Below are 22,014 nucleotides of genomic sequence, written 5' to 3' on the forward strand. Positions count from 1 at the left end.
GTGCGCCGCCGCCGTGCAGCGCCGACCGCCGAGGTGCACTACCTGCCGCTGCGAGATCCCGCCGCCGCTTCGACGGTCACGATGATTCGCCGTCAGGCGAACCAATAGGCACGGCGCCGTCAGGCGAACCAATAGGCACGGCGCCGTCAGGCGAACCAATAGGCACGCTGCGCTCAGGCCAACGGGTAAGCACAGCACCACAGGTATATTCGGCGTTCGCCCAGCTCGGGGGTGTAGCTCAGTTGGTAGAGCGCTTCGGTCGCATCGAAGAGGCCAGGGGTTCGATTCCCCTCACCTCCACTAGCTCAACGACACACGCGACATGAGGTTTCGCATGGATCTGATCGACGCTGGACTGAGGGCGTGCTGATCTATGCATCGCCGGCGCGCTGAGCCCGTAGCCCATCGCATGCACCACCGCTCGGGGGCGAACCGATCGACCGCTGCAGGTTGTCCACAGGCCTTGCACCAGCCTGTGGAAAAGCGGCGGCCGGCGAGGGCATCGTTCCTTCGTCGGCATGTCACGGCAGCAGCGGTTGTTGTGCTGGCGGCGGTCGCGTGCGGCAGCGGCGGTGAGGGTGAGTCGAGATACGAGGGTTTGGCTGTGCCGGCATCCCAGCTGCGACAGGTGCCCGACATGGCTTTTGCCGACACCAACGGCAACGAGGTCCATCTGGGGGCAGATACCCAAGGGCAGGTCCGACTCGTCTACCAGATGTTCACCAACTGCCCCGACATCTGCGGAGTGCAGCTTGCGCAGCTTGCGAGTGTGCTCAATCGTCCCGGTGCCCCGACGAACGTGGCTGTCCTGGCCGTGACCGTCGACCCGGATCGGGACTCGCCAGAGGTGCTGCGCGTCTACCTCGACCAGTTCAGCGAGGACTTCGTGGGCCTCATCCCCCACAGCGAGCAGCAGCTCACCGACCTGCAGAACGAGCTGGGTGCGCTGGCCTCGATCAAGATCTTCGACACCACCACCACCACCGGCACTCACGACATGACCAGCATGGATCACGATGACATGACCGCCATGGGTCATGGCGAGGTCGACTACGACATCGCTCACGATGCCCGGGTGTTCGCCTACGCCCCGAACGGATACGGCTACGCCCAGTACCCGCATCCCACACGCCAGACCCAGTTCAATCACGACCTGCCGATTCTCGCCGGTATCGAACCGAACGCTCCAGCTGAGGCAGGCTTGTAGCGATGCGTTTCTGGTGCTCGGCGATCGAAGAGCCGTGGAGTTGGTCGTGGCGGGCCTATCCGGGCGTCTGGGCGGCATCGCTCGCGATCGCAGTCCCGTACTTGGCAGCGCGGCGGCGGGCCCGCACTATGCGCCCCCAGGCGCTGGATGCTGCCGAGACAGCGGCGCACCGCCGGCAGATGTGGTTCTTCTTGGCCGGAGTGGTGGTGTTCTGGGTGGCATCGGATTGGCCGCTCGGCATCCTCGGCGCCGGCTACTTGGCGTCGGCCCACATGGCGCAGTTCATGCTGTACACGCTGGTTGCGGCGCCGCTGCTGGTGCTCGGCATTCCCGAGCCGATGGCTCGGCGGATCCTGGCGAGGCTGCGGCTCTACCGGTTCATGACCCGGCTCACCAAGCCAGTCGTCGCTGGGTTGGTGTTCAACGGCTGCCTGGTCGCAACGCACTCGCCGTGGGCGGTGGACACGCTGCGGGCGAACCAGCTCGGCTCGTTCGTGATGGACGCGGTGTGGTTGGCATCGGGTGTGCTCGTATGGCTGCCGATCTGCTCGCCGCTCAGCGAGCACCGGCTGCGCGCCTACCCCGGCAAGATGGTGTACCTGTTCCTGGCCCTGGGGGTCGTGCCGGCGGTGCCTGCGGGCTTCTTGACGTTCGCAGGTTTCCCCCTCTACGCCACCTACGAGCTGGCGCCGCGCTTCTATGGCCTCGATGCTGCAACCGACCAGCAGATGGCGGGGCTCATCATGAAACTGGGCGGCATACCCATCGTATGGGGAACCATCATCGCCATGATGATGCGATGGGCCGACGAGTCCAAAAGGGCCAGTCCGGCTCAGCCTCTCAGTCCACGATGACCAGCGCCCAGTAGACCACCACGGCGATCAGAGTCGCCGCTGCGGTGAGTGCGCGCAATGACAGCCACACCTCGTCGCCCGGCCGCATCGGCCGTCGAGGCGGGCGGCCGAACATCAGCCGCCGCCCGGACCTGCGGCGGGGGCGGGGCTCATGACGCCGGCGCTGCGGGGTCCTGGCCGATGCGGGCGCCCTCCCGCTCGCGCAGCCGCACGTTCACCCACATCTTCTCGATGTGCTGGGCCAACGTAAGCGCCCCCTGCGGCACCTCATGCTCGGCGAAGAAGGCGTCCACCTCGCCAGCCAGCTCGCGGGTGTGCAGCCCGCGTATCCCGCCCGCCATCCGGGAGATCGAGTTCTGGGGGAACCGGTCGGTCAGCTCGTCCCAACGGTCGCGGATGAAGGCCCACGCCGCGGGGCCGTGGTCGAGATGCGTCATCGCGGCGCCGAGCAGGTACGGAGCGTTCTGAGTGCGCACCTCGGCCGCGAACAACTCAAGCGTGCGCTTGAACAGAGCGGCGTCTTCGAACAGCAGCAGCGATTGCAGGTAGCGCAGCTCGCTCTGCGGTGTGTCAGCCGACCGGTACAGCTCGAGCATGCGCCCGTAGTCGGTTTCGTCGCCGGCCGCTGCCACCACCTGCACCGCCGCCGCGGCCAAGTTCGGCTCGACAGCGTCGCTGCTGTCGGTGGCGTTCTCGAAGATCGCCCGTGCGCGGGCTCGCACCAGCTCGTCGCGCCCGCGCCCGCCGGCGGCCTCGAATAGCACGCCGCGCAGCTCGCGGTCGAGATCGGGCTCGCCGGGCTGGGGCTCGAAGCCGAGCACGCCGAGCGCCGTGGTCGCCAGATCGCGGATAAGCACAGACAGGGCTTCTCGCCCGTCGGGTTCAGCGATCGCGTGCAGTCCCTTGAGTCCCCCGATCGTGCGCTGCCACACGTGCAGGTCGGTTTCTGACCCCAGATCAGTGACGAGCCCGATGAACTCCGCCGCGCTGGCGTCGCCGGCCACGACCGCCGCGTAGGTGTCGTCGACCAGTCCATACCGCTCGATGGGTTCAAGCACCTCGAGGGCTTGGCGCGCTACCGCAGCGAGCAGACCGGCGCTGTAGCGCACCCGGTAGTAGCCGTGCCCGCCTGCGTTCACCACCGCCCACTCCACGGTGCCGCCCAGGTCGACGTTCGCGGCGGCATCAGACAGGAGCAGCCGCTCCGTGACGGTGCGACCGTCCGCTAGCCGGGCACGCACCATCACGGGCACGCTCCACACGGCCGAACCCTGCCCGCCGGCACCCGGTCCACCCGGTCCTGCCGCGTCGGCACCACTCCGCGCGGTGCCGTACACGAAGCGGTGCTGCGACAGCGTGAGCCCAGACGGATGCGGCTCGACGGACACGATCGGGTAGCCGCCGGTGAAGATCCAGCCATCCATGACCGTCCGCACCGGTTCGCCGCTGGAGGTCTCCAGGGCGTCCCACAGGTCGGTCGTGGTGGTGTTGGCGTGGCTGTGGCGTTCGAGGTAGTTGTGCACACCCGCCGCGAACCGGTCAGGGCCGAGGTACTGCTCGAGCATGCGCACGACCGCCGCGCCCTTCTCGTAAGTCAGCACGTCGTACATGCCCTCGGCGTCGGCGGGGGAGACCACCTCGTACTCGACGGGCCGGGTAGTGCTCAGAGCGTCCACATCGAACGCCGCCCCCCGCTCGATCGAGAATTCGTCCCAGCGCTTCCACTCGGGCCGGAAGGCATCGGTAGTGGCTACCTGCATGAAGGTGGCGAAGGCTTCCTTCAGCCAGATGCCGTTCCACCAGTCCATCGTCACGAGATTGCCGAACCACATGTGCGCCAACTCGTGCGCCACAACGTCGACGATGCGCAGCAACTCCGCAGTGGTGGCCTTCTGCGGGTCGGCCAGCAGCAGCGTTTCCCGAAAGGTGATGGCACCCATGTTCTCCATCGCGCCGAACGCGAAGTCCGGAACGGCAATGAGATCCACCTTGGTGCCCGGGTAGCCAATGCCGTAGTAGTCCACCAGCCACGCCAGCGCGAATGCTCCGGCTTCCAGGCCGAACCCGGTCAGCGCCGATTTCCCGCGCACGTGAACGATCCGCAGCGGCACGCCGCCGACATCGATCGGCTCGGTGGCTTCGAGGTCGCCGACAATGAACGCCATCAGATAGGTCGACATTTGCATGGTGTCGGCAAATGTGTCGCGGCGGCGGCCGTCGGCCAGGATCTCCGACGACACCACCTCGCCGCAGCTGACGGCCATGAGGTCGGCGGGCACGATCATCGTGACGCCGAAGACGGCCTTGAAGTCGGGCTCGTCGAAGCACGGGAACGCCCGCCGGGCGTTCGTCGATTCGAACTGGGTTGTCGCAATGGTGTGCGCCTCGCCAGCCTCGTCGACGAACGTGGAACGGTAGAAGCCGCGGAGCTGATCGTTCAGCTCACCGGCGAACGTGCAGCTGATCCGGAGGTTGCCGGGTTCGAGCCGGCGGCCGTCGGCGGGCCGCAGCGTCATCCGCTCGGTCTCGGGGTCGAAGGAGATCTCGGCGCCTGACGTCGTGCCGCCCTGGCTGAGCATGACGTCCGAGCATTCGAGTTCGGCGGCGTTCAGGGTGACGCTGTCGATCGGGGCGTGCACGGTTGCTTCGATGTGGACCTCGCCCACGAATCGTGCAGCGTCGAGGTCGGGTTCAATGACGATGTCATACCGATCGGGCCGTACATCTCTCGGCAGCCGGTACGGGTTGGCGTTGGGCGAGCCGTCAGTCAGGAGCGTCACGGCGCGCACACTACCGACGGCCTGCGAAGTGCTGCAGACGGGTGCGCCCGCTGCGGAGGCGGCAGGGCCCTCCGCGACCAGCGATCCAGCAGGTCGCAACGTCGCAGAGTTCCCTGCCGCCTCCACAGCTGTGGCATCTGGCCTTTCCTGGCGTGCGAGCGGTCGAGCGCAGGTGCTAAGCCCGCGGGCGTGAGCTTGGGGGAGCCGCTTGATGTGGTGGGCATCGGGAATGCGATGGTGGATGTGCTGCTGCGCGCCGACGACGCCGTCGTGGATGGCTTGGGCATTGTCAAGGGGGCAATGACCCTGGTGGACACCCAGCGGGCGACTGAGCTTGCCGCAATGGTGGAACTGCTCGGCGGCGCCGATGAGATGACTCCCGGCGGCTCGGTCGCCAACACCATGCTCGGCATCGCTGCGCTCGGCGCTCGTGCCGGCTACATGGGGCGTGTCTGCGCTGACGGGCTCGGCGATCTGTTCGTCGCCGACATGGCGGCGCATGGGGTCACTCAGGCAACTGCGAGGGCCTCGCGTGACGACCCGACCGGGCGCTGCACGGTAGTGATCACGCCTGACGGCGAGCGAACCATGAGCACCTACTTGGGCGCGTCCGCCGGCTTCGCCCCTGCAGATGTCGACTGGGACATGGTGGGCCGGGCCCGCACCGTGCTGCTGGAGGGTTACCTGTGGGATCCCACGGCTGCCCGGGCTGCACTGCGCGAGGTGGCGGAGCACTGCGCTCTGCCCGGCAACGAATGCCGGGTCGCGCTCAGCCTCTCGGACTCGTTCTGCGTGGAGCGCCACCGGCGCGAGTTCATCGACATGGTCGAGAGGTGCACCGACGTGCTGTTCGCGAATGCCGCCGAGCTGAAGGCGCTGTACCAGACCGAGGATCTCGATGAGGCGCTTGCGGCGGTGCAGGGCCAGGTGGACATTGCATCGGTGACGCTCTCGGCCTCGGGCGCGGTACTGGTGACGCCAGACGAGATGGTAGAGGTCCCCGTCGAGCCGGTGGACGAAGTGGTCGACCGCACCGGTGCCGGCGACCTCTATGCCGCCGGGGTGCTCTACGGACTTGCGCGGGGCTACGACCTCGAACTGTGCGGCCGGCTGGGCTCGGTGGCTGCGGCCGAGGTCATCTCCCACGTGGGCACCCGGCCTCTCGTGCCTCTCGATGAGCTAGCCGCAGAACTGCTCTAGGCGGGCTCGAACCACACGCTGACCGCTCCGGCGATGGCGTCCAGCAATGCCTGCAGGCGGCGGCGTTCGGCGCGGACGTCATCGGGGTTCGGACTGACGGTTTCGAGGTAGATCTTCGCCTTGGGCTCGGTGCCGCTCGGGCGGATACAGATGCGCACCTGCGTTTCGGGGTCGTCGTCGGGGCTGCCCGCCGAGGTGGGAGCCAGCTCAAGTTCCACGAGGTCTGCGAGATGCGGAGCATCGGGACCGAGCCAGTCGGTGATCTTCGTGACCGGATATTCGGCGATGGTGCGGGGCGGATCGGCCCGCAGTGAGGCCATGGCGGCCGCGATCACTGCTGTATTGGCGCGCACCGAAGCTGCACCCGTGACATGCAATCCGACCTCCGCGGCCAGTTCATCGAGCCGTTCCAGCGGCCCGATGCCGCGAGCCGCCAAGGCCCCCGCCAACCGCGCGAATTCCACTGCTGCCGAGATGCCGTCTTTGTCCAGCACGGCGTCGGTGACCGAGTAGCCGAGCGCTTCTTCGTAGCCGAACACCCACCGGGCGCCGGGATGCGCCAACCGGGGTTCCATGATCCACTTGAAGCCGGTAAGGGTGCGGTGGTGGGCCACACCGCGGGCGGCGCACAGGGCTTCGACCATCCGGCCTGACACGACCGACGATGCCGAGACGAGCGGCTGCGCGGCTCGACCGTCGTCGTGCAGGCCGATCAGCCAATCGCACAGCAGCACACCCAGTTCGTCGCCGTTCAGCCGGTGCCACGCGCCGTCCCGGTCAGGCACGGCCACCGCCAGGCGATCGGCGTCGGGGTCATTGGCCAGGACGAGATTGACATCGTGATCCTCGGCGAGGGCCATCGCATCGCCGAGGGTGCCCGGCTCCTCGGGATTGGGGAACGGCAGACCCGGAAACGTGCCGTCGGGATGCCGCTGGTGCGCCACATAGATCGGCGGCGGCAGACCAGCCGTGGCAAACGCATGGCTCAAGGTCTGCGAGCCGACCCCGCACAGGGCGGTGTAGACGATCGGCGGCACATCGTTCGGATCGACCGGTTGACCATCCGCGCCAAAGACCGGACGGCGGACGGCTGCGCCGACGTACTCGGCGATCACCGACCGCACGTCGAGGCTCTCGACGTCGTGCCGGGCTGCCAGTTCACGGCCGGTCGGAAGCGACGACAGGTCCATGCGCGCTTCGATGCGCCGGTCGAGCGGCGGCCGGATCTGCGTCCCGTCGGCCCAGTACACCTTCAGGCCGTTGTCGTCGCGGGGGTTGTGGCTTGCCGTGACCATCAGACCGGCTCCCGCTGAACGAGCCAGCAGTTGGCGAGCGAGCAAGGGTGTCGGCGCAGGGCCGTCGATGATGGCGGTGGGGATGCCCATCGCGGCGAGCAGCCGAGCGGCGTCGAAGGCCATGTCTGCCGAGCCGGGCCGTGCATCGAACCCCACCACAGCGCCGCGGCTGCCGAATCCGGCTGCGATCAGCTCGGCGCCGACGGCCCGCGCAGCGATACGGACCATGACGCGATTCATCCGCGCCGGTCCCGGTCCGGCAGGGGCGCGCATGCCCGCAGTGCCGAAGCGAAGCAGGCTGCCAAACTGCGCCTGCACCCATTCGGAGCGATGGCGCTCGGCCTCGATTGCCCGGCGCGTCACTGGATCGGGGTCGATCTCCAACCAGGAATCGAGCAGCTCTGCGGGAGTCATCGTGTACTTGCCTGCTGGCTCGGCATTCTGCTTTCCGCTCTGGCTTCCGTGCTCCATTCGATACAGGCTTGCGGGCCGCTCGGGTCCGAAGGCTCAGCCTGTGGCAATGCGCGCGCAAGTATGTTCGGCCCGGCATGTTGTTCCCGACGTTCGTCTTCGGAGCATTCTTCTTCGTCGTCTTCGTCGTCAACTGGCTCACGCGGCCGCATCCGGCCGTGTGGAGGCCCCTCATGCTGGCGGCCAGCATCGTCTTCTACGGCTGGTGGAGCTGGCGGTTCGTCTTCCTGCTGCTTGTCACCATCGTCATCAACTGGGTCGTCGGGCACTACGCGGTCATGAGCTCCGATCAAGGGCGACGCTGGTGGGTGGGGCTCGGCGTGGCCGCCAATCTCACCATCCTCGGCATCTTCAAGTACTGGGACTTCTTCGCTGTCGAGATGTCCAACCTGCTGGAGCGCTTTGGGATCTCGAACGCCTTGCCGGTGCTCGAGTACACGCTGCCGGTCGGCATCTCCTTCTACACGTTCCAGGCGATGAGCTACATCATCGATATCGGCCGTGGGAACGTCCGCGAGATGGCGCCGCTGGACTTCGCGGTGTACCTGTCGTTCTTCCCCCAGCTCGTGGCCGGACCGATCGTGCGGGCATCGGAGATGGCACCGCAGCTCGCTGCCCGGCCCGACCCCCGGCACGTGCCGGCCGCCGAGGCGTTCGGGTTGATCCTGAACGGTCTGTTCAAGAAGGTGGTCATTTCCAGCTTCCTGGCCAGCGAGATCGTCGACGGCGTGTTCGCCGACCCGGGGGCGCACAGCGGGCCTGAAGTCGTGCTGGCCGTGTACGCCTACGCGGTCCAGATCTACGCGGACTTCTCCGGTTACACCGACATCGCCATCGGCGTGGCACTCCTGCTCGGGTTCCGCTTCCCGCAGAACTTTGACAATCCTTACCGGGCGCTCACCCTGCAGGACTTCTGGCGTCGCTGGCACATGACCCTGTCGCGCTGGCTGCGCGACTACCTGTACGTGCCGTTGGGCGGCAACAGAAAGGGCCGCGCCAACACCTACCGCAACCTCATGATCGTCATGCTGCTGGGCGGGCTGTGGCACGGCAGCACCTGGAACTTCGTCATCTGGGGCGGGATCCACGGTGTCGTCCTGGCGGTGGAGCGGCTGGTGCGTGAGCAGCGGGAACGCAGCGGTGCACCGGCGATCCTGCCAGGGGGTTGGGGCGAGGTCGTGCGCTGGCTCGTCACCTTCCATGTGGTGTGCCTGGCATGGGTGTTCTTCCGTTCCGAATCGCTGTCAGCCGCGGTCGAGATGCTGGGTGCATTGGCCAACTTCGACAACTACGCCGGCACTGCAACGCCGCTGGTGATTGCGGTGACGTTCGGCGCTCTCGCATTCCAGTTCATGCCGGCCGACTGGTTCGAGGTGCTGCGCGACGGCTTCGCCAGCCTCGGGGTGGCAATCGACGTTCTCGGTCCCACGGGCGTCGCCCCGTTCATCTACTTCCAGTTCTGAACAATGCAGATACCGCACCCTCCACTCGATGCCGCCGACCGCCGCATCGGCGCGCCGGCCGGCAAGGTGCTGCTGGCAGGCGCGCTCGGGTTGGCGCTGGCGATCGTGCTCAACTCGCAGCAGCTGCTGCGCGAGGCCCAGCAGAAGCCATTCGGCTGGGAGCGCGATGTCTCGGTGGCAGTGTGGGAACCGGTCGAGGGCGCGGCCAGCGCAGCCGGCGCGCACCTGCCGCGTCTGTGGGCCGACGAGGCGTTCGGCCGCGACGTGTCCGACCCCGGCACGATGACCGATCCCCTTAGTTCCGTCGCTGCCGACGAGGCGGTCGACGAAGTCGGCGGCGCCGTGGCTGACGATCCGACACGTGCTGGTGTCGTGGTTGCCGATCCGGCGACTCCGGCGATCGCGGGTGCCGGAAGTTCCGATGGCGACGTGGCAACAGGAGCGCCCGCCACCACGATGCCGTGGTTCCCGACTTCGGCCGACCCGCTGCGGCTGCACATCATGGGCGATTCGATGGTGCAGTTCTTCGGCCACGTCATGGTGGGCCTGGCCAACGACACGGGCGTCATCGAGGCCTCCACAGAGCATCAGCTTTCCAGCGGCCTGAGCCGACCCGATTTCTACGACTGGCCGACCCGCATCGTGGAAGTCCTGGCAGCCGAGGACCCCGACGCGGTCGTGCTGATGTTCGGCGGCAACGACGCACAGGCGATTGTCGTGGACGGCCAGATCGCGCGCCGCTTCTCGGATGCCTGGGTGCAGGAATACTCGGCGCGAGTCGGCCATGTCATGGACCTGGTGACAACCGACCCCGACAGGGTGCTGCTCTGGGTCGGCCAGCCGATCATGGAGGATCCCGAATACGACGCCCGCATGCAAGGTGTCAACGAGGTCTTCGAGGCCGAAGCTGCCAAGCGCAACCGTGTGCACTACGTGGACACGAGGAATTTGTTCCGGGGACCCAATGGCGGCTTCAGCCGCTACGTGGCCGACGCCGATGGGCAGCTCGCCGATGTGCGGCTCACCGACGGCATCCACCTGAGCACCATCGGCGGCCGCTGGCTGTCGCAGGTGCTGCTGGACGAACTCGAACTCCTCGTCGACCTGTCGTCTGGTGCTCAGTAGCGAGGCGCCGCCCGGCACGGCGACAGCTCCGCGCACGCAACCGTGGCGGAGCGCACTAGCGGCACAGCGGCTTGAATTCGAATCCGCGGTCTGATAGCCGTTCGAGCGCCATGTCCAGTCCGCGAACCGTCGCCGAACGAGGGCCGCCGCCGTCATGCAGCAAGAGGACGGCACCGGGTGACGCTCTCGCGACGAGGCCGTTGGCAATGGTCCGGGCCGGTGGCTGCTCCCAATCGCGCGGCGAGTAGCTCCAGCCGACCAGTCTTAGGCCTAGTTCGTTGGACCATTCCTCGGTGAATCTGCCGACGGCAAAGTACGGCGGCCTCAGGCATGGGGTGGCGAGCGGCCCCAGGATCTCTTGGGTGCGCCCGACGGAGCGGTCGAAAGCCGATTTGGAGACCCGGGCGAGCGACTCATGGCTCCAGGAGTGGTTGGCGAGGGTGTGCCCTTCGTGTGCGATGCGCTGGATCAAGAGCGGGTAGCGCTCGGCGAGCCAGCCCACCACAAAGAACGTCGCCCGCACCCCGTGACGGGCCAGCACATCGAGCACCTGCGGCGTGTAGGTGGGATGCGGCCCGTCGTCGAACGTCAGGTAGACGACTGGGCCGTCGTCGAGCACGGCCGGTGGTGAGATGCCGACGCTGGACCAGAAGCCGCCGGGGTCGCGGACTGCTATGCCCTCGCCGAGTGCAGTTGGGAATACGTCGACTGACAGCCGGTAGTCCACTGGCTCGGGGAGCGACGATGCGACGGTGACAGTCCAGGCTCCGCTCGCCGGCATGTGGGTTGCGAATCTCTGGGTCTGCTCGGCGACCCGCACGAGCGCTGCGCCGTCACCGAGACCGGCCTCCAGCCAGACTCCGGCTGGCGCAGTGAGCGTCACCACCATGACGTCTTGCTCAGCGGCATGAACGACATACCTGTGCCGCTCGCGCAGCTCGATCCGATCCGACATGACGGTGCCTATGCCGTCGAGCTCGAACGTCACCGGTGTTGCTGGCCTGGTGATCTGGAGCGCCTGCACATTGGCGATCGGCTCGACGCGGATGGCAGTGGCGAGCCACGCTGCCGCCGGATCTGATGCGCCCGCGCTGTCGGGGCTGATGGACAGGGTGGTGCGCCGTGTGATCACGGTCAGCGGCTCGCCAGGCGAGCGATCGAAGAAGGACACCTCGACGGCGCCATCCCGGATGTCGATGGTGTCGATGATGATGTGACGGCCCAGTTCCACGGGTGGCCGCACGTCAAATGCCTCGCCGGTGTCGATGACAGGCGCCAGCAGACTGCCCTCCGGCAAGTCAGCGAACCGGGCCTCGACGTATACGGCGAAGTCCTCGACGCCATCGCCGTTCAGATCACCCCGGGCCACCTCGGGATGAAGCACATACGCAGCATCCGGGAATGATGTGCGCAGGGCGGCCTCGAGATCCGCAGGAAGCGGCTCGGACTCGACCGGAGCGGCCTTCACGACGTCCGGCTCGTGCGCCTGCTGAGCGGTGGGTTGGTCGTCGATGCCGTCGCCAACTGCTTCTGGATCATCCGGCAGCCCGGGATCGCCGGATGGATCGCTGGATGTCGGTTCGTCGGGAGCGCTGGGTGCGGGCGGGGGCAGAGTCGGCGAGGGAGCTGCCGCCGATGTCGCGCCGGTCGACACCTCAGTCTGCCTGGCAACGCTTGACTCACTCGCGACCGACGCCGCGTCAGGACTCTGCTGAACCTGGCATGCACCGCTCAGCACGGCAGTCAGGATCAGCAGCCTGACCAAGCCTGGGGCGCCGCGTTCGCGCACCCCTTGATGATGGCCGGTTGAGAGAGGCGCGCAGCGGCAGCCGGTCTCAGTCACACTGGCCGCGGGCGCGGCCGATGCTGGCCGCCTAGCCGCGGCCGCAGTTGGGACGCTTGCCGTGATTGGCTTTGCTTCGCCGCGCCCGGAGCTTTCGCTTGTTGGTGCGCTTCGACATAGGCGTCTCAGGCTACCGACGCAGTGCCGGCATCCGGTCGTATCGCCATTGTTTACCGCTCTTGTTCCCCATGCTCATGCGACTGGGCTCACGGGCCGCTCGGGCCCCGGGCTCAGCCGACGGCACCGACTTCGTGGAGTTTCTCGATGTCGTCAGCGTCGAAGCCCCAGTCGGCCAGTACCTCATCGGTGTTCTCGCCTGGCGACGCCGGCGGTCGGGCGACGGCGCCCGGGGTACGGCTGAAACGGGGTGCCGGTGCCGGCTGCATCACGCCTTCGACCTCCACAAAGCTCTCGCGGGCCACGTTGTGCGGATGGTGCGGAGCTTCCGACAGGTCGAGTACCGGCGCATAGCAAACATCGGAGCCCGCCATGATCTCGTCCCACTCGTCGCGGGTCTTGGTTTTGATCACATCGGCCAGGCGAGCCCGCTTGTCGGCCCACCCTTCGCGATCGTTGCGGTCCACCGTCGGAGCGTCGGCCAGACCGGTTTTCTCGAGCAACTCGTCATGGAACTTGCCCTCGATCGAACCGACCGAGACGAACTTGCCGTCAGAGGTCTCGTACACGCCGTAGTAGTAGGCGCCGCCGTCGAGGAAGTTGGACTCCCGCTCGTCGGCCCAGCCGCCCGAGCCGTAGATGCCGTAGATGGCGGCCATCAGCGAAGCGGCACCCTCGGTCATGGCAGCGTCCACGACTTGTCCTTGCCCGGAGTCACGCGCCTCGAGCAACGCGGCGCACACGCCGAAGGCCAGGTACATGCCGCCGCCTCCGAAGTCGCCCACCAGGTTGAGCGGCGGGCTCGGTGCCTCAGCCGGTCCGATGGCATGCAGTGCGCCGGTCAGGGCGATGTAGTTGATGTCGTGGCCGGCGGCATGCGACATCGGCCCTTCCTGGCCCCACCCGGTCATGCGTCCGTAGACCAGTCTCGGGTTGCGGGCGAAGCACTCGTCTGGTCCGAGGCCCAGTCGCTCGGTCACGCCGGGGCGGAAGCCTTCGATGAGCGCGTCGGCCTGCTCCACCAGTTTGAGGATGGTCTCGACGCCGTCAGGCGACTTGAGGTCGACCGCCACCGAACGCCGACCCCTGTTGAGCACGTTGAACCTGCGTCCCCGGTCGATGCCGAGGTCTTCAGGCGTCATCCGGTCGATGCGGATCACGTCCGCGCCCAGATCAGCGAGCAGCATGGCGCAGAACGGTCCAGGGCCGATGCCGGCCAGCTCGATCACCTTGAGTCCTTGCAACGGTCCCATGGATTCCTCCCCGTCAATGGATGTCTCGGGCGCGCACCCGACCCGGCGAAGTCTTGCACGCAGCGCGCCGCACCGCCTGGGAGGGCCATGAGCACCCGGCGGCGCACTCACTAGCCTCGCCCGGCGATGGAGCGCTTTGGGTTCGTGGGCCTGCCCAACGCTGGGAAGTCGTCGTTGTTCAATTCGCTTGCCGGCGGCGGGGCACTGGCGGCGCCGTACGCCTTTGCCACCACTGATCCGAATGTCGGCGTGGCCCGGGTGCCAGACCCCCGGCTCGATGCGCTCGCCGAAATGAGCGGCAGCAGAAGAGTGGTGCCCACCACGACAGAGTTCATCGATATCGGCGGGCTCGTCGAGGGCGCCAGCAAGGGCGAGGGCCTCGGCAACCGCTTTCTGGCGGGGATCCGCGAGGTGGACGCGATCGTCTTCGTCCTGCGCGCCTTTTCCGATGCCGATGTGCCGGGTCCCGCCGACCCCCTCGAACACCTTCGCATCGTCGAGACCGAGCTCACGCTGGCGGATCTGGAGTCGGTGGACTCGCGGATCGGCCGCCGGCGCAAGGCTTCGCGTAGCCAGCCGTCCGACACCGCGCTGGCCGAGGAAGTTGCAGCGCTCGACGCCGCGCTTGAACACGAAGCCATTTCCTGCTGACCGACAAGCCGGTCATGGCAGTGCTGAATCTGGGCGAGGACCAGCTCGATGCAGCGTCGGAGCTGGCAGCACCCATTGAGGCCGAGCTGCCGGGTGCGACTGTGCTGCCGCTGTGTGTGCAACTCGAAGCGGAAGCTGCGCAGCTCGCCGGAGCCGAGCGAACCGAGCTACTCGAAGGACTCGGTCTGGGCGAGGGCGCGCTGGAGAGGTTCGTCGCGGCTGCGCACGGCCTGCTGGGCCTGCGCACGTTCCTCACCACCGGCGAGAAGGAATCGCGGGCGTGGACCTTCCGGGCCGGATGGCGTGCACCCCAGTGCGCTGGACGGATCCACACCGACTTCGAACGCGGCTTCATCCGGGCCGAGGTGATCGACTGGGCTGAACTGCTGGATTTAGGCTCGTGGTCTGCTGCGCGGGACGCGGGCCGCCTGCGAGTCGAGGGGAAGGAATATCCGATGCGCGATGGCGACGTCGTGGAGTTCCGCTTCAACGTGTAGCTATGCCTTGGCTGGCATCCGGGGACCGAGTGGTGGCAAGCCTCGAGGTTGCTCGCACCCGTTCTGAGCGCCGACGGGGCCTGCTGGGGCGCGACGATCTGACCGGAGCGCTGCTGATCGAGCGGTGCCGGTGTGTGCACACCTTCGGGATGAGCTTCGGCATCGACGTGTTGTACCTGGACCGTCAGCGGCGGGTGGTGGACTTGGTGCGGATGCCGCCTGGACGGATCGGGCGGCCGAGGCTGAGCGCTCGATCGGTCATCGAGGCCCGGGCGGGCGCCAGCGAACGCTGGGGCCTGGCCGTGGGAGATACGCTCGACGTCCGGCTCGACGCATGAGCGAGAACGAGCCCCGGCTGTGGCTGGTTGCCACACCCATCGGCAACCTTGATGACATCGCCCCGCGGGCAGTCGAGGTGTTGTCGTCGGTGTCATTCGTGGCCTGCGAGGACACCCGCCGCAGTGGCCTGCTGCTGCAGCGCCTGGGCATCGCCGGACGGCGGCTGGTGGCAATGCATGAGCACAATGAAGCCACCGTCGCCGCAGAGATCGTGCAGCGCCTGAAGGCTGGGGAGACTGCCGCCTACATCACGGACGCGGGCATGCCCGCCATCTCCGATCCCGGGCAGCGATTGGTCGCGGTGACGGCCTCAGCAGGCATCGGTGTCAGCGCAATTCCGGGGCCGTCGGCGCCAGTGACGGCGTTGGCCGTCTCGGGCCTGCCGACAGATCGCTGGGTCATGGAAGGGTTCCTGCCCCGCAAGGGAAGAGCCCGCAGTCAACGACTCGATGGCATCGCCGCCGAGCAGCGAACAGTCATCCTGCTGGAATCGCCCAAGCGGCTCGGCGCCACGCTCGACGACCTGGCCGAGGTCTGCGGCGCCGACCGTCCGGCAGTTGTCGTTCGCGAAATGACCAAGCTCCACGAAGAAGTGGCGCGCGGCACCGTCGCCGAGCTGGCGGCACGATTCGCGGAGCCGCCACGAGGCGAGATCGTCGTAGTCCTAGGCCCAGCGATCTCGCAACCCCCGTCCGACGCGCAGATAACCGCCGAACTGCACCGCGAACTGGACGCCGGCGCTACCCCTCGCGATGCAGCGACGGCCGTTGCACAGCGTCTAGGTGTGGCCCGCAATCGCACCTACCGCATGTCCACGGAGTTGGCTCGCTCCCTCGATCCCCGGATGCCATAGCGACGGGCGGGCCGTGAATTCCTGCGAGCGGCATTGGTGCTCGTCAGTACCCTGAACCGGTGACCTCCTACTACGTCACGACGCCGATCTACTACGTCAACGACGCCCCCCACATCGGGCACGCGTACACGACGATCACCGCTGACGCGATCGCTCGCTGGAAGCGGCTGTGCGGCGACGACGTCATGTTCCTGACCGGCACCGACGAGCACGGTCTCAAGGTGCAGCGGGCGGCCGAGCAAAACGGCTGCACGCCCATCGAGTGGGCCGATCGCACCGTCGTGCGCTTCCAAGAGGCTTGGCAGCAGCTCGACATCGCCAACGACGATTTCATCCGCACCAGCGAACCTCGCCATCACCATGCAGTCCAGCAACTGCTGCAGGCCTGCTACGACAACGGCGACATCACGCTGCAGACCTACGAGGGCCTGTACTGCGTGAGCTGCGAGGCCTACTTCACCGAGGACGACCTCGACGACGGCAACTGCCCCATCCACCGACGCCCGGCCGAGCACGTCACTGAGGAGAACTACTTCTTCTCGCTCAGCCGCTACGAGCAGCCCCTGCTGGACTGGTACGACGCCCATCCCGACTTCGTCGTGCCGGCAACCAAGCGCAATGAGGCATTGGGGTTCATCCGCAGCGGGCTGCAGGACTTCTCCATCAGCCGCACGTCGCTGGACTGGGGCATCAGGATTCCCTGGGATCCGAGCCATGTCACCTACGTCTGGTTCGACGCGCTCACCAACTACATCACCGCCGCCGGGTACGCCAGCGACGATGCCCAGTTCGCTCACCGTTGGCCGGGTGTGCACCTGATCGGCAAGGACATCCTCCGCTTCCATTGCGTGTACTGGCCGGCGATGCTGATGAGCGGCGGCGTGCTGCCGCCCCGCCGTGTTCATGTGCACGGTTTCCTGCTCGTCGGCGGCGAGAAGATGGCGAAGTCAGCGCTCAACCAGATAGCCCCGGGCGACCTGGTGGACGATTTCGGCAGCGACGGCGTGCGGCACCACTTCCTGCACGATCAGCCATTCGGCCCCGACGGAGATTTCTCCTATGAGGGGATGGTTGCCCGCTACAACGCCGACCTGGCGAACAACTTGGGCAACCTCATGAGCCGCGTCGCCACCGTGGTCAGCCGCAAGTGCGACGGCATCGGGCCGGCACCCCGCGTGGACAGCCCGCTGGCCGACGCGGTCGCCGAGTGCGTTGCCGAAACCGCTGACGCCTGGGAGCGCTTGGCGCCGTCGGAAGCCCTCGACGCCACTTGGCGCATCATCCGTGAGACCAATGCAATGCTCGAGACTGCCGAGCCGTGGAAGGTCGATCCTGGTCCCGAAGTGGACGCCGTGCTGGGCGACGCGCTCGAGGCGCTGCGCATCGTGGCGATCCTGGCGTCGGTGGCGACGCCGCGGGGCTGCGACGAAGTGTGGCAGCGCATCGGCATGGAGGGATCGGTTGCGGATCAGCGCCTGCCGGAAGCCGCAGCCTGGGGCGGTTACCCCGGCGGCCTGCCGGTGTCGACCGGCGAGCCGCTGTACCCGCGCTTGCGATGAACCCGGCACCGTGAACCCAAGTCCGTGAGCACAGCGTCCCAAGCCGACGTCTGGATCGACAGTCACTGTCATCTGTGGGAAGACGGTGCTGAACTGGTGGCCGAGGCGCATCGGGACGGCGTGGCTTGGGTGGTCGACATCGGCACCGATGTCGAGCGCAGCCTCGCGGCGCTGGATCGCTCCCGCACGCTGCCGGGCGTCGCAGCCACCGTCGGCCTGCACCCCCACGACGCCGACGACGGCCCCGCAGCGCTCGACGTGCTCGAACAGCTCATCGCCGACGCAGGAGCGGCTGGCGCGGGCGGCACGGGGCTCGTCGCCGTCGGCGAGTGCGGACTCGACTACTACTACGAGCACTCGGATCGGGCCAGCCAGCGCGAGGCATTCGCCGCCCAGATCGCGATGGCGCACCGCTACGGGTTGGCGCTGGTCATTCACAGCCGAGATGCGTGGGAGGACACCTTCGATGTGCTCGATGCCGAGGGAGTGCCTCACGGTGCGGTGTTCCATTGCTTCACCGGCGGTCCCGACGAGGCTCGTGCAGCGCTCGATCGAGGTGCTTCGGTGTCGTTCAGCGGGATCGTGTCATTCCGCAACGCGGCCGAGATCCGCGACGCCGCAGCGCTCGTTCCCGCGGACAGCTATCTCATCGAGACCGACGCGCCGTACCTCGCACCGGTGCCCAAGCGCGGCAAGAAGAACCGGCCGAGCTGGGTGCGCTACGTGGGCGAGGCAGTGGCGGCAGCACGGGGTGTTCCCGCCAGCCAAGTCGCCGCGGAAACCACCGCCAACGCCGCGCGCATCTTCGATCTGGACGAGGCTGGGTCTCAAGAGGCTGAGCCGGAAGGCGAAGCCGTGGCCCGAGTGCCCCGTGAGCCCGCATCTGACGAAGACGGGGCACAAGAACGGGAAGCAGCAGGACCCTCGCCACGACAGTCCGCCAGTCCGCGCGCGTCCCTATGACCGGTCGGCTGCTGACCCTGCCCGCCGTCAAGGAGATGCTCGAGCGGGCGGGCACAGCGCCACGTCGAAGTCTCGGTCAGAACTTCGTGGTCGATCCGAATACGGTCCGCCGCATTGCCCGCTTGGCGGGCATCGGTCCCGGCGACCGTGTCGTCGAGATCGGCGCCGGGCTGGGCTCGCTGACTTTGGCATTGGCCTCGACTGGCGCCGAGGTAGTGGCGGTCGAGACCGACGGGCGCCTCGTGCCGCTGCTATTCCACGCGGTCGGCGATGCTGCGGTTGACAGAGCGTCGGAGTCGGCAGACGACGGCACGCCACAGCGTGCCACGGCCGTCGATGCGGCACCGGGCTCGGTCGTCGCGAATCCGCCGAAGTTCGAGCGTGCAGGCGCGCACCCGGTGAGGGTGGTTCATGCCGACGCACGCCGTTTGGATTGGAACGCGCTCCTGGAGGGGACCGACTGGCACTTGGTAGCGAACCTGCCGTACAACATCGCGACGTCACTGGTGCTGACCGTGCTGGATGGCGTGCCGGCCGTCACCCGGCTGCTCGTGATGTGCCAGCGGGAAGCTGCCGAGCGATTGGCTGCTGCGCCGGGCAGCGGCGCCTACGGTGCCGTCTCGGTGCGGGTCGCGCTCCACGCTGATGCAGAGCTGGTCGGGGCGGTGCCAGCGTCGGTCTTCTTTCCCCGACCGGAGGTGGAATCGGCGCTGGTGCGCATCGTCCGCCGTTCCCCGCCCATCCAGCCCGAATTGCGCGCAGAGGTCAATCGACTCGTGACAGCCGCGTTCGCCCACCGTCGCCAGATGCTGCGCCGCACCCTGCGGGGCGCCCTCGACGACGCCGACCGGACGCTCGCGAGGGCAGGCGTGAATCCGACCGATCGCCCCGAACGCCTCGGGCTCGCCGAATGGGTGCGTCTCGCCGAGTTCTCGCTGGCAACCCCGGCGCAGAGCTGAGCGGGCCATGGCAACCGACACCCAGGCGGCCCGGCTGCTGGCGCCGGCAAAGCTGACGGTCCGGCTGCGGATCACCGGCATCCGGTCCGACGGCTATCACCTCATCGATGCCGAGATGGTGACGCTCGATGTATGTGATGAGATCATCCACGGGCGCAGTGCCAGACTGGGATGTTCCCACCGATCGTTCGAACTTGGTGATCCGGGCGCTGGAGCTCGCCGGCCGCACCGCCCATGTCGAGGTCCGCAAGCGCATCCCGCCCGGCGCGGGACTCGGCGGGGGGTCAGCCGACGCAGCCGCCGTGCTCCGCTGGGCGAACCGGGTGACTGCCGCGCAGACCGCCGGTGCCGCCACAACCGGCGCAGGGCCTCGCCCGCACCCGCTCGCCATCGTCACCCCGCAGCAGGCGGCGGTGCTTGGCGCAGATGTGCCGTTCTGCCTCGTCGGCGGCCGTGCCCGCGTGACGGGAGTCGGCGAGATCGTCGAGCCGCTCGGTTTCCGGCATCAGTCCTTCGTGCTGTGGACACCGCCGATCGAAGCCGACACTGCGACCGTGTACCGCAAGTGGGATGAGCTGGGCGGCCCGAGCGGCGACACCAATGACCTCGAGCCCGCCGCGCTCGCCGCCTATCCCGAGCTTGCCGCTTGGCGCGATGAGCTCGCTGCCCGTACCGGGCGAGTGCCGCAACTGGCCGGCAGCGGTGCCACCTGGTTCATCCCCGAACCAGTCAACGCCAACGCCGTATTGCCGACGATTCACGGCATCCCTGCGGTCAGGGCATGCGCCATCACCACAGCCGAAATCGAACCGGCAACCAACACCGAGGCTCAACCCCAAAACCCACCACTCCGCGGGACATAGCGGGCTCAAGTTTGCGTACCACGGTCCAACAAGTGCGCCGTTGCTCATTGCAAAAGTAATAGTTGAGTGTGTAATTTCAAGGTGTGAGTTCGACGCTGCTTCCTCGCGCCATGGCGCCTGTCCTTGAGGACGCCCTTCGACGGAGCCCGGTGGTGGCGCTCATCGGGGCCCGGCAATGCGGCAAGACGACTCTCGCGCGCCAGTTCGTTGCGGCCGACTCGCCGAACTACTTCGATCTCGAGGATCCGCTCAGCCTCGCCCGGCTGGACCAGCCCATGACAGCGCTCGGGCCGCTGCGAGGCTTTGTCGTGATAGACGAAGTGCAGCGTCGCCCCGATTTGTTTCCCGTCCTGCGGGTTCTGGCCGATCGTGACGACAATCCGGCGCGGTTCTTGGTGCTGGGCAGCGCCGGCCCGGACCTGCTGCGCCAGAGCGCGGAGTCACTGGCCGGGCGCATCGAGTACCACGAACTCACCGGATTGCTGGCAGCCGAAGTCGGCGCCGAGCGCATGGAGACGCTGTGGCTGCGCGGCGGGTTCCCCCGATCAATGCTCGCCGGCAGCGACCAGGAAAGCCTGACTTGGCGCAAGTCGTACACCCAGACGTTCGTCGAACGCGACCTTCCGCAGTTCGGCGCCGGGCTCGCAGCGCCCACGGTCCATCGCCTGGTGCTCATGCTGGCCCACTACCACGGCCAGATCGTCAACGTCCGGGCGCTCGCGACAGCGCTCGGCATCAGCGAGACCACCGTCCGGCGCTACCTGGACCTGCTGGAACAGCTCTTCTTGATCCGTCAGCTTCGCCCGTGGCACGAGAACCTGCGCAAACGGCAAATCAAGCGCCCGAAGCTCTACTTTCGGGACTCGGGGCTGTTCCACCATCTGATCGGCGTCGGCGCGATGGACGATCTGCTTACCGACCCCAGGATCGGCGCCTCCTGGGAAGGCTTCGTCTTGGAGGAGACGCTCGCTGAGGCGCGCCCTGAGGGGGCGTACTTCTGGGGAACCCACGCCGGCGCAGAGCTCGACCTGCTGCTGTTCGTGAAGGGCCGCAGGATCGGCGTGGAAATCAAGCGAGCAGACGCCCCACGCCGCACTCCATCGATGACCACAGCAGTGCGCGATCTCTCGCTCGACGCGCTCTGCGTCCTCTACCCCGGCAGCCTCCGCTACGAGATCGGCGAGCGCATCACAGCAGTCCCCGCAACAGGCTTCTTCACTGCATCGATGTCGAGATGGTGACGCTCGACCTGTGTGACGAGATCATCGTGCACCACAGTTCGGCATCGTCGGTCGAAATCGCGCCTGCGTATCCGGGCGGGCGCGGGACTCAGCCTTGACAACTCGACGATCTCGTCGGGAATGTCTGTCTCAGGCTGAAAGATCTCGACAGCCATCCGATGGAGAGGCGTCCAAGTGAAGCTGAACTCTAGGAATTGGGGCAAGACACGTCCGAAACAGAGGTTCTGCCAGCCTCCGACCGAGGCCAACGCGCCAGCGCCGTCGTCACCGAGGTCGAGCACCTTGCTGGTGTCTGGCGACTGAACGGTTTGCTTGAGCAACAGGAACAACTGCAGCAGGCTGGTCTTGCCGGAGCTGTTGGCACCGAAGAATCCGGTGATTGGAGCCAAGGCGACGTCGCCTGTCGCGCGCCAAGCCTTGTAATTGCTCGCGCTGAAGCCCGTGAACATGGACAGGTCTCTCGTCGAATGGTACCGGCGAC

General features: G+C 67.3%; 18 protein-coding genes, 1 tRNA gene and 1 pseudogene. 14 read left to right on the forward strand and 6 right to left on the reverse strand.

The features are described from left to right. The first annotated feature begins 227 nt into the window (after nucleotides 1–227). From VI480_RS01765 to VI480_RS01775, 3 genes are all read left to right on the forward strand, one after another. Nucleotides 228–300: transfer RNA gene (locus VI480_RS01765), tRNA-Ala, on the forward strand. A 337-nt stretch (nucleotides 301–637) separates the two neighbouring features. Further along, on the forward strand, nucleotides 638–1,207 hold the full coding sequence (locus VI480_RS01770; RefSeq protein ID WP_323671093.1) for an SCO family protein: 570 nt from the start codon (nucleotides 638–640) through the stop codon (nucleotides 1,205–1,207). A gap of 2 nt (nucleotides 1,208–1,209) precedes the next feature. Then, entirely contained in the window at nucleotides 1,210–2,061 is an 852-nt protein-coding gene (locus VI480_RS01775; protein ID WP_323671094.1) for a cytochrome c oxidase assembly protein, read from the forward strand. 149 nt (nucleotides 2,062–2,210) lie between these two features. Here VI480_RS01775 and VI480_RS01780 read toward each other — a convergent pair whose 3' ends face one another. Continuing rightward, nucleotides 2,211–4,841, reverse strand: coding sequence for a M1 family metallopeptidase (locus VI480_RS01780; RefSeq protein ID WP_323671095.1), 2,631 nt, complete (start codon nucleotides 4,839–4,841; stop codon nucleotides 2,211–2,213). 189 nt (nucleotides 4,842–5,030) lie between these two features. Between VI480_RS01780 and VI480_RS01785 the strand changes: the two genes are divergently transcribed. Then, nucleotides 5,031–6,041 (forward strand): adenosine kinase, encoded by a 1,011-nt coding sequence (locus VI480_RS01785; protein ID WP_323671096.1) that lies wholly within the window; start codon nucleotides 5,031–5,033, stop codon nucleotides 6,039–6,041. Here the strand turns inward: VI480_RS01785 and VI480_RS01790 are convergent. Continuing rightward, on the reverse strand, nucleotides 6,038–7,807 hold the full coding sequence (locus tag VI480_RS01790; RefSeq protein WP_323671097.1) for a phospho-sugar mutase: 1,770 nt from the start codon (nucleotides 7,805–7,807) through the stop codon (nucleotides 6,038–6,040). The two genes, VI480_RS01785 and VI480_RS01790, sit on opposite strands and share 4 nt — an antisense overlap. A gap of 77 nt (nucleotides 7,808–7,884) precedes the next feature. Here VI480_RS01790 and VI480_RS01795 point away from each other — a divergent pair, with 77 nt between their 5' ends. Together VI480_RS01795 and VI480_RS01800 are read left to right on the forward strand one after the other, a co-directional pair. Continuing rightward, nucleotides 7,885–9,270 (forward strand): MBOAT family protein, encoded by a 1,386-nt coding sequence (locus tag VI480_RS01795; RefSeq protein ID WP_323671098.1) that lies wholly within the window; start codon nucleotides 7,885–7,887, stop codon nucleotides 9,268–9,270. A 3-nt stretch (nucleotides 9,271–9,273) separates the two neighbouring features. Beyond that, nucleotides 9,274–10,395 carry a DUF459 domain-containing protein gene (locus VI480_RS01800; protein WP_323671099.1) on the forward strand — a complete coding sequence of 374 codons (1,122 nt, stop codon included), beginning with the start codon at nucleotides 9,274–9,276 and terminating at the stop codon, nucleotides 10,393–10,395. A 55-nt stretch (nucleotides 10,396–10,450) separates the two neighbouring features. Here the strand turns inward: VI480_RS01800 and VI480_RS01805 are convergent, their stop codons facing one another. The 3 genes from VI480_RS01805 to VI480_RS01810 all read right to left on the reverse strand — a co-directional run bounded on the left by VI480_RS01805 (nucleotide 10,451) and on the right by VI480_RS01810 (nucleotide 13,608). Beyond that, nucleotides 10,451–12,049 (reverse strand): polysaccharide deacetylase family protein, encoded by a 1,599-nt coding sequence (locus VI480_RS01805; protein WP_323671100.1) that lies wholly within the window; start codon nucleotides 12,047–12,049, stop codon nucleotides 10,451–10,453. Between the two features lie 220 nt (nucleotides 12,050–12,269). Next, nucleotides 12,270–12,356 (reverse strand): 50S ribosomal protein bL37, encoded by an 87-nt coding sequence (locus VI480_RS15505; protein WP_416246623.1) that lies wholly within the window; start codon nucleotides 12,354–12,356, stop codon nucleotides 12,270–12,272. Nucleotides 12,357–12,468: 112 nt separating this feature from the next. Continuing rightward, nucleotides 12,469–13,608, reverse strand: a complete 1,140-nt coding sequence (locus VI480_RS01810) for a CaiB/BaiF CoA-transferase family protein (RefSeq protein WP_323671101.1) — start codon at nucleotides 13,606–13,608, stop codon at nucleotides 12,469–12,471. Between the two features lie 126 nt (nucleotides 13,609–13,734). Here VI480_RS01810 and VI480_RS15510 point away from each other — a divergent pair. The 8 genes and pseudogenes from VI480_RS15510 (at nucleotide 13,735) to VI480_RS01855 (ending at nucleotide 21,533) form a co-directional block, all read left to right on the forward strand. Continuing rightward, nucleotides 13,735–14,756, forward strand: a pseudogene (locus tag VI480_RS15510) (redox-regulated ATPase YchF). 32 nt (nucleotides 14,757–14,788) lie between these two features. Next, nucleotides 14,789–15,094 carry a DUF192 domain-containing protein gene (locus VI480_RS01825; RefSeq protein WP_323671104.1) on the forward strand — a complete coding sequence of 102 codons (306 nt, stop codon included), beginning with the start codon at nucleotides 14,789–14,791 and terminating at the stop codon, nucleotides 15,092–15,094. Continuing rightward, the gene (gene rsmI / locus VI480_RS01830; protein ID WP_323671105.1) at nucleotides 15,091–15,948 is read left to right on the forward strand and encodes a 16S rRNA (cytidine(1402)-2'-O)-methyltransferase; all 858 of its coding nucleotides are present in this window, start codon (nucleotides 15,091–15,093) and stop codon (nucleotides 15,946–15,948) included. Before VI480_RS01825 ends, rsmI begins: the two co-directional genes overlap by 4 nt. 59 nt (nucleotides 15,949–16,007) lie before the next feature. Then, nucleotides 16,008–17,507: a methionine--tRNA ligase gene (gene metG, locus VI480_RS01835; RefSeq protein WP_323671106.1), complete on the forward strand. Its 1,500-nt coding sequence runs from the start codon at nucleotides 16,008–16,010 to the stop codon at nucleotides 17,505–17,507. Between the two features lie 24 nt (nucleotides 17,508–17,531). After that, nucleotides 17,532–18,470, forward strand: coding sequence for a TatD family hydrolase (locus tag VI480_RS01840; RefSeq protein WP_323671107.1), 939 nt, complete (start codon nucleotides 17,532–17,534; stop codon nucleotides 18,468–18,470). Beyond that, the gene (locus tag VI480_RS01845) at nucleotides 18,467–19,429 is read left to right on the forward strand and encodes an rRNA adenine dimethyltransferase family protein (RefSeq protein WP_323671108.1); all 963 of its coding nucleotides are present in this window, start codon (nucleotides 18,467–18,469) and stop codon (nucleotides 19,427–19,429) included. The genes VI480_RS01840 and VI480_RS01845 overlap by 4 nt, the downstream gene beginning before the upstream one ends. 137 nt (nucleotides 19,430–19,566) lie before the next feature. Next, a complete protein-coding gene (locus VI480_RS01850; protein WP_323671109.1) occupies nucleotides 19,567–20,292 on the forward strand; it encodes a hypothetical protein in 726 nt (241 codons plus the stop codon). Nucleotides 20,293–20,375: 83 nt separating this feature from the next. Then, nucleotides 20,376–21,533, forward strand: coding sequence for an ATP-binding protein (locus VI480_RS01855; protein WP_323671110.1), 1,158 nt, complete (start codon nucleotides 20,376–20,378; stop codon nucleotides 21,531–21,533). Here VI480_RS01855 and VI480_RS01860 read toward each other — a convergent pair. Next, nucleotides 21,461–21,982, reverse strand: coding sequence for a hypothetical protein (locus tag VI480_RS01860; RefSeq protein ID WP_323671111.1), 522 nt, complete (start codon nucleotides 21,980–21,982; stop codon nucleotides 21,461–21,463). The genes VI480_RS01855 and VI480_RS01860 overlap by 73 nt on opposite strands. Between the last annotated feature and the right edge of the window lie 32 nt (nucleotides 21,983–22,014).

Source organism: Candidatus Poriferisodalis multihospitum, from assembly GCF_028283155.1.
In the GTDB taxonomy this organism is placed as follows: Bacteria; Actinomycetota; Acidimicrobiia; order Acidimicrobiales; family Poriferisodalaceae; genus Poriferisodalis; species Poriferisodalis multihospitum.